Origin of the sequence: Cryobacterium sp. TMT1-62 (assembly GCF_004403145.1) — a bacterium.
Classification (GTDB): Bacteria; Actinomycetota; Actinomycetes; order Actinomycetales; family Microbacteriaceae; genus Cryobacterium; species Cryobacterium sandaracinum.
This window is the reverse complement of record NZ_SOGZ01000048.1, coordinates 51,828-58,136: the sequence shown is the minus strand read 5'-3', so window position 1 is coordinate 58,136 and position 6,309 is coordinate 51,828. Positions and strand designations below refer to the sequence as shown.

The 6,309-nt window shown below is 70.8% G+C and carries 5 protein-coding genes and 1 pseudogene; 4 read left to right on the top strand and 2 right to left on the bottom strand.

Annotation, left to right across the window (positions count from 1 at the left end; all coding sequences use genetic code 11):
- Positions 1 to 561: pseudogene (locus E3T34_RS14845) on the bottom strand (ATP-dependent helicase); the annotation flags it as partial.
- A gap of 262 nt (positions 562 to 823) precedes the next feature.
- Here E3T34_RS14845 and E3T34_RS14840 point away from each other — a divergent pair.
- The 3 genes from E3T34_RS14840 to E3T34_RS14830 all read left to right on the top strand — a co-directional run bounded on the left by E3T34_RS14840 (position 824) and on the right by E3T34_RS14830 (position 3,652).
- On the top strand, positions 824 to 1,303 hold the full coding sequence (locus E3T34_RS14840; RefSeq protein WP_104102733.1) for a GNAT family N-acetyltransferase: 480 nt from the start codon (positions 824 to 826) through the stop codon (positions 1,301 to 1,303).
- Positions 1,304 to 1,365: 62 nt separating this feature from the next.
- Positions 1,366 to 2,487, top strand: coding sequence for an aromatic acid exporter family protein (locus E3T34_RS14835; RefSeq protein WP_134343423.1), 1,122 nt, complete (start codon positions 1,366 to 1,368; stop codon positions 2,485 to 2,487).
- A 97-nt stretch (positions 2,488 to 2,584) separates the two neighbouring features.
- A complete protein-coding gene (locus tag E3T34_RS14830) occupies positions 2,585 to 3,652 on the top strand; it encodes an alpha/beta hydrolase (protein WP_104102583.1) in 1,068 nt (355 codons plus the stop codon).
- 190 nt (positions 3,653 to 3,842) lie between these two features.
- On the opposite strand, the gene E3T34_RS14825 is transcribed toward E3T34_RS14830, so the two are convergent.
- Positions 3,843 to 4,607: an IclR family transcriptional regulator gene (locus E3T34_RS14825; RefSeq protein WP_104102587.1), complete on the bottom strand. Its 765-nt coding sequence runs from the start codon at positions 4,605 to 4,607 to the stop codon at positions 3,843 to 3,845.
- A gap of 115 nt (positions 4,608 to 4,722) precedes the next feature.
- Here E3T34_RS14825 and hutH point away from each other — a divergent pair, with 115 nt between their 5' ends.
- A complete protein-coding gene (gene hutH / locus E3T34_RS14820) occupies positions 4,723 to 6,273 on the top strand; it encodes a histidine ammonia-lyase (protein WP_104102589.1) in 1,551 nt (516 codons plus the stop codon).
- The last annotated feature ends 36 nt before the right edge of the window (positions 6,274 to 6,309 follow it).

Here is a 6,309-nt window from a genome sequence, read left to right as displayed (position 1 = left end):
GTAGGACGGACGGTCCGTGCGCGGACGGTCGTTGTTGTACGCCGGACGATCCGTGCGCGGGGCACGGTCGCCGTAGGAGGGTCGGTCGTTGCCGTAGGAGGGTCGGTCGTTGCCGTAGGACGGACGGTCCGTGCGCGGACGGTCGTTGTTGTACGCCGGACGATCCGTACGCGGGGCACGGTCGCCGTAGGAGGGTCGGTCAGTGTTGTACGCGGGACGGTCGCTGCGGGGACGGTCGCTGTTGTACGAGGGACGGTCTCCGCGCGGGGCACCACCAGAAGAGGGACGGTCGCTGCGGTTCGGGCGGTCGCCGTAGGCGGGGCGCTCGGAGCGCTGGCCGTAGGTCGGGCGGTCGTTGCCGGCGGGGCGGCCGTTGCCGGAGGCCGGACGGTCATTGCCTGCGGGGCGGCCGGCGGCACGGTCGGCCCGCTCGCCGGCGTTCCACCGGGCTTTCTTGGGCGCACCCTCGGCGGCGTTGTGGCCGCGGTGTCCGGGGCTCTTGCTGCCGCCCTTGGACGGTCCACCCTTGGCGGAGTACTTGGGATCGAAGTTCTTAGGCATGAAAAATGTTCCTGGGTTGTATTGGGTACATGGCAGAACAACGCCGCACACGCGACGCAACCTGAGAACCCGGGCAGTCTATGGCCGGGGCCGTTCACATACAGTGATTTTTCACCAGCGGATTACTGGGAAACCGGCCCATCCTGACTTACAAACCCATCCGCGCACACAAAAAAACGCACGGTGTCAAGAGCCGACCTGTCTACGTTACCTGATCGATGCCGCAATGTCACGGATCACCTTCACCGCTTACTCTGTTCACATGCTGACGACCATCAACATTGAGTCCCCGCGGCAGCCGGAGATCGCCGCGTTGCTGCGACTGAGCGGCGATTACGCCCACTCGCTGTACCCACCGGAGAGCAACTTTCTGCTCGACGTCGACGAGCTCGAGCAGCCGGGTGTCGCCGTGTACGTCGTGCGGGATGCGACGGCCCGCGCCGTGGGGATCGCCGCGCTGGTTGGTGGGGCCGGCACGACCAGCGCGGCGGAGCTGAAGCGCATGTTCGTGCACCCCGACGCCCGGGGCCGCGGCGTGGCCGCCCGCCTGCTGGCGGGGATCGAGACGGATGCCGCGGCCCGCGGCATCCGAGAAATCGTGCTGGAGACCGGACCGGAGAGCTATGCCGCGCTCTCCTTCTATCGGAGCGTCGGCTACCGGGAGGTTCCCCTATTCGGTCAGTACGTGGGCGAAGCCTTCAGCGTCTGCTTTGCCAAGACGATCCCGGGAACCCGGCCATGACCCGGGATCGGGCAGCCGCCGGCACTTTGGCGCAGGTGAGTGTGCATCGCGCACGGAGGACGGTGTCCTGGCTGGGAGTGGCCGCGACCAGCCCGAGAATCGTGCAGGCGGTCAAGGCCGCCATCGCCGTCGCCATCGCCTGGTCGATCGCGCCGTTGCTGCCTGGTGTGGCGGATGACTACCCCTACTACGCCCCGCTGGGCGCGCTAGTGAGCATGTACCCGACGCTGATGAGTTCGGTGCGGAACGCCCTGCAGACCCTGGGCGGCCTCACCGTCGGAATCCTGCTCGCGGGGGCGGTCATCGTTTTGAGCGAGCCGAACGTTCTCACAATCTCGCTCGCGGTCGGCGTCGGCGCCGCGATCTCGGCCACCGGCTGGTTCGGCGCCAGCCGGGAGTACATTCCGGTGACGGCGCTGTTCGTGCTGATCGTCGGCGGGCCGAATGCCGACGGTTATTCCATCGGGTATCTGGTGCAGATGACGCTGGGAATCGCGATCGGCCTCGCCGTGAACCTCCTCTTCTTTCCGCCGTTGGCCTTCGAAGCCGTCGGCCAGCAGCTGATCCGCTTTCGCCGCACGCTGGCCGATCAGCTCTCGGAGGTGGCCGACGCCCTGGCCGACAGCTGGCCGCCTGAACGGGACGGTTGGGCCTTCCGCAGTCAGGAACTCGTGGCGGTCGGCCGCGCGGTGCGCGTGGCGGTCAGTCACGCCGATGACAGTCGCAAGGGCAACCCGCGCGCCCGCGTGCATCAGCGGGATCTTCGCTCGGACTACGACGAGCTGTCGGCCCTTGAGGACGTGACCTTCCACGTGCGCGACTTGACGGAGGTGCTGGCCGCGGCGGTCTGGGGGCAGCCGGTCCAGCTCGAGTTGCACCCCGAGTTGCGGCCGGCGCTCGGCCGGACCTTACACGCCGCGGCCGCCGTGCTGCGGGACTGGGACACGGATGATGACGAGCAGGCGGCATTCGCCGAGGCGGGTGCCGCTCTGACGGACCTGATGACCGAGCTGGACGAGCGGCGAAACTCTGCCCCGGTGATGTCGCTGGGGGTCGCGGCGACGGTCGCGATGGACGTCACCCGCATTCTCACCGCCCTTCGGCCGCATATCCTGCCGGAGGCCGACGAGGGCGACCAGGCCGACGAGGCAAACGCCGCCCCGGACCCGACGCCGACGCGCTAATCCAGGCGAGGACGCCCCGCCCCGTTCCCGGACGGGATTCGGTGCGGCGCGAGAAACGAATTAGTCTCGTTGCACTACCCCGCAGCTCGGAGCACACGTGAACACCGGCCCACGCCATCCCCGATTCGGCTCGCATCGCATCCGTTTTCTGACGATTGCCGGCGCGGTGAGCATCGCCGTGGCTGCGACGGCCCTCCTCGGCGGCTTCCGCCCCCAGCTGTATTCCGTGACGCCCGACGAACCCGGCGACCAGCGCAGCGAGCTCGTCACGACCCAGATCGTCGGCATCCGAACATTCGAGCGGCCAGGTGGCATCACGGTCGACGAAAATGTTGAGTACGGCACCCAGGCGGACGGTGCCGTGCTCACTCTCGACGTGTGCTCGCCGGCGATCACCCCCGCTGCGGAAACGACCCTCGAGGCGGCGCCGCCGGTCGTGCTGTCCTCGGAGGACGCGGCGGCCGCGCTGCGTCCGGCCGTCATCTCCATCCACGGCGGCAGTTGGGCTCGAGGCGACAAGGGCAACAGCGACTGGCGCGCAGTCTGCGCCTGGCTCGCCTCCGAGGGATTCGTCGCCTACTCGGTGAACTACCGGATGGTACCGGATGCCGTGTTCCCCGCCGCGCTCGACGACGTCGCCCTGGCCGTGGAGTGGGTCCGCGACCCCGTCAATGCGCAGACCCACGGCATCGACCCGGACCGGATCGGCGTGTTCGGCGGCTCGGCCGGCGGCAACCTCGCCGCACTGCTCGGCACCCGCGGTTCCGGGTCGCTGACCACGGGGGCCCGGGTCGCCGCGGTCGCCGAACTCTCCGCGCCGCTCGACCTCAGCCACAAGGCGCTCGTCACGGGCCGGGCCCCCGCGGGGCTGCAGAACATTGTGCGCGACTACGTCGGCTGCGAAACCCTGCGCGACTGCGCCAATGCCACAGCCGCGTCGCCGGCGAGCACCCTTGACCGCAGCGATCCGCCCGTATTCCTCGGCTCGTCGACCGACGAGTACATTCCGCTGTCGCAGGCCACCGGGTATGCGGCGGCACTCGAACGCTCGGGCGTCGCCCACGAGCTCGTGACGGTGCCGGGAACGCTGCACTCGATCGGCATCCTCGACGCAACCATGCGCGAGAAGGTGGCTGCCTTCCTGCACACGACGCTCGGTGAGTAGCCGCGAGGCCGTCTGGCGGCGGCGGGCCGGCGATGCGGCGCGTCCTCGCGGCGCAGGGTAGGGAAGCGGGCACATGTTCTAACGTGCGCCCGCCTCCACAGGGTGCGCCGCGAGCGTTGTGGAGGCCGCGAGCCACGGCAGGCAGCGCGGAGGCGGGGAGCCGAGGGCAGGCAACACATGTGCCGCAGGACTACGTGCCGCGGATGCGCCGGGAGAGCTGCGCGGCGGTGCCGCCGAGCTGCGCGGCGAGCGCCGGCCAGTCCACCTCGGCGATGCGCTCGCGTGGGAAGGTGACGGCGATGCCCGCGGCGGGCCAGCCCGCGTGGTCGCGCACGGCGACGGCGACGGATGCCATCCCCTCCGTGATCTCCCCGTCCTCCAGGGCATACCCGTCTCGGCGCACCTGTTCAAGCAGGGTGCGCAGCTCCGCCGTGGTGCGTGGTCCCCGGCCGTGGCGCGTGGCGAAGGCGGCGGCGTTGGGGTACAGCGCCCGCAGCTGGGCTGCCGGCAGCGCGGCGAGGAGCGCACGCCCGCTCGCGGTGAGGTGGCTCGGGAGGCGCACGCCGACATCCGTCACCAGCGACGGGCGACGGGGGGCGCGCTCCTCGACGAGGTAGATCACGTCGCGCCCGTGCAGCACGACGAGGTGGGCGCTCTCACCGAGCCGGTCGACCAGCGCAGCGACGAGCGGACGGCCAAGGTGTGAGAGGGGCTGCTGCCGGGAGAAGCCCGAGCTCAGCTCGAAGGCGGCCAGGCCGAGGCCGTATCGCTGTTCCTCGGGCAGGTGCACCACGAAGCCCTGATCGGCGAGCACCGCGAGCAGGTCGTAAACGCTCGAGCGGGGCAGGCCGAGGGCCGTGGCGATCTGGGACGCCGGCACCGGGCCACGCTGCGTGGCCAGATGGGAGAGGATGCGCAGCGTGCTTTGCGCCGCCGGAACCTTCGACGGGGTCATGCGCCTGCCTCCCGTGAACGGTGTGCGTGAACGGCACCGCTGAATGTCCGGTATCCCGGACAGCATCCACTCTAATCCCGTCGTGCAGGCGGTCCGGCTGGTGTCGAATCGGAGTATGAACCTCGCTAGCGCATCCGTCACCGTGGGTACCGGCCCGATCTCGTTCGCCGACGTCACCGCGGTGGCCCGCCACGATGCGCCCGTCCTGCTGCCCGCGGCGGCGCGTGAGGGCGTCGCCTCGACCCGCCGCATCATCGAGGGACTCGCGCAGGACGTGCACCCGCACTACGGGATTTCTACCGGCTTCGGGGCTCTTGCGACGACGTTCATCGAGAGCGACCGCCGCGCCCAGCTGCAGGCGAGCCTGGTGCGCTCGCACGCCGCGGGCAGCGGTCCCGAAGTCGAGCGCGAGGTCGTGCGCGCGCTGATGCTGCTACGCCTGTCGACTCTGATGACCGGGCGCACCGGCGTGCGGCCCGTGGTCGCCGAGACCTACGCGGCCCTGCTCAACGCCGGGATCACCCCCGTCGTACACGAATACGGCTCGCTCGGCTGCTCGGGCGACCTCGCACCGCTCGCGCACTGCGCGCTCGCGGTGATGGGCGAGGGGCTGGTGCGGGATGCGTCCGGCACCCTGATGGACGGCGGTCTGGCCCTGGCCGCGGCCGGCATCACCCCGGTCGTGCTGGCCGAGAAGGAGGGGCTCGCCCTGATCAACGGCACCGACGGCATGCTCGGGATGCTCGTGCTCGCCCTCGCCGACCTGTCCCGCCTGCTCACGACCGCCGACATCGCTGCGGCCATGAGTGTCGAGGCCCTCCTCGGCACGGATGCCGCCTTCGCCGCCGACCTGCAGGCCCTCCGCCCCCAGCTCGGCCAGGCCACGAGCGCGGCCAATCTGCGCGCGCTGCTGGCCGGTTCCCCGCTGCTCGCCAGCCACTCCGGTCCCGACGACCCCACCGTGCAGGACGCCTACTCCATCCGCTGCGCCCCGCAGGTGCACGGCGCCGCCCGGGACACGATGGACCACGCCGCCCTGATCGCCGGCCGCGAGTTGGCCAGCGCGGTTGACAATCCCGTGGTCACCCTTGACGGCCGGGTGCAGTCCAACGGCAACTTCCACGGCGCCCCGGTGGGCTACGTGCTCGACTTCCTCGCGATCGCCGCCGCGGACGTCGCGAGCATGAGTGAGCGGCGCACCGACCGCCACCTCGACGCGAACCGCAACAAGGGACTGCCGCCGTTCCTGGCGCACGAGGTCGGCGTCGACTCGGGGCTGATGATCGCCCAGTACACCGCCGCCGGGATCGTGTCGGTTTTGAAGCGGCTGGCGGTGCCGGCATCCGTCGACTCGATCCCGTCGTCGGCCATGCAGGAGGACCATGTGTCGATGGGCTGGGCGGCCGCCCGCAAGCTGCGGCACTCGATCGACGGCCTCGGCCGGGTGCTCGCGATCGAGGTGATGACGGCGTCGCGGTCGCTCGACCTGCGCGCGCCGCTCACTCCCGGCGCGGCCACCGGCGCGGTGCGGGCCCTCGTACGCACGGTGGCCGACGGCCCCGGCCACGACCGGTTTCTCTCCCCCGAGATCGAGGCGATCGTGGGCCTCGTGGCGTCGGGCGCGGTGCGGGATGCCGCGGCGGGCGTGGTCGGGCCGCTGGCCTGAGGCCCCGCAGGCGTCGCAGGGCAGCACGGCATCCGG